1 protein-coding gene is annotated in these 708 nt (G+C 72.2%); it reads left to right on the forward strand.

Annotated features, from left to right (window positions below; all coding sequences use genetic code 11):
• Window positions 1-13: 13 nt before the first annotated feature.
• Window positions 14-708, forward strand: a 695-nt coding sequence (locus G6017_RS12905; RefSeq protein ID WP_241731529.1) for a DUF222 domain-containing protein, incomplete at its 3' end; no start/stop codon positions are given.

Raw genomic sequence — 708 nt, forward strand, 5'->3', positions numbered from 1 at the left:
TAGCCGCACAGCGTTGGACACCGCGGTCGACGCATCAAGGGAACGTCACGACCCCCGGGCCGCCCAGGACGCGGTCGACGCCGCGGTCGAGCAGCGCACCGTCCGGTTCCGCCCCGACCGCGACGGCATGACCAGCATGTGGGCCCACCTGCCCAGCGGGGACGCCGAGAAACTCCACCGCCGCATCGAGGCCGCCGCCCGCGCCGCCTGCGATTCGGGCCATCCCCGCACCCGCGACCAACTGCGCGCCGATGCCCTGTGCGCCTTGGGGGACCCGAACACCGACGACATCGGCACCGCCCTGCACGACCCCGAGGACACCCACCGCGCCGACAACACAGGTAGCGCCGGCACGGACACGCCGCCGGGAGCTCCGCGGCCGGGAGCTCTGCGGCCGGGTGCGTCGTGGGGCACCGACAAGCCCATCCGGATCTCGGTCATCGACAGCATCGCGCAGGGCCTGCCCAACCGGGTGCAGTTCGTCAACGGCGCCTACGCCAGCTTCGACTGGCTGTGCGAGGAACTGCTCTCCGGCGGCGAGGCCACAGTGCGGTTCGAGCTGATCGACCCGCAACCCGGCGTCCAGGACACGCCGGATGCGGTGCTCAAGTACTTCATCACCCCGGCGCTGGCCGAGAGGATCCGGCTGCGCGACGGCACCTGCCGCCACCCCGGCTGCACCGTTGACGCACGCGACTGCGAGATCGA

Origin of the sequence: Dietzia sp. B44, from assembly GCF_014145245.1 — a bacterium.
Classification (GTDB): Bacteria; Actinomycetota; Actinomycetes; order Mycobacteriales; family Mycobacteriaceae; genus Dietzia; species Dietzia natronolimnaea.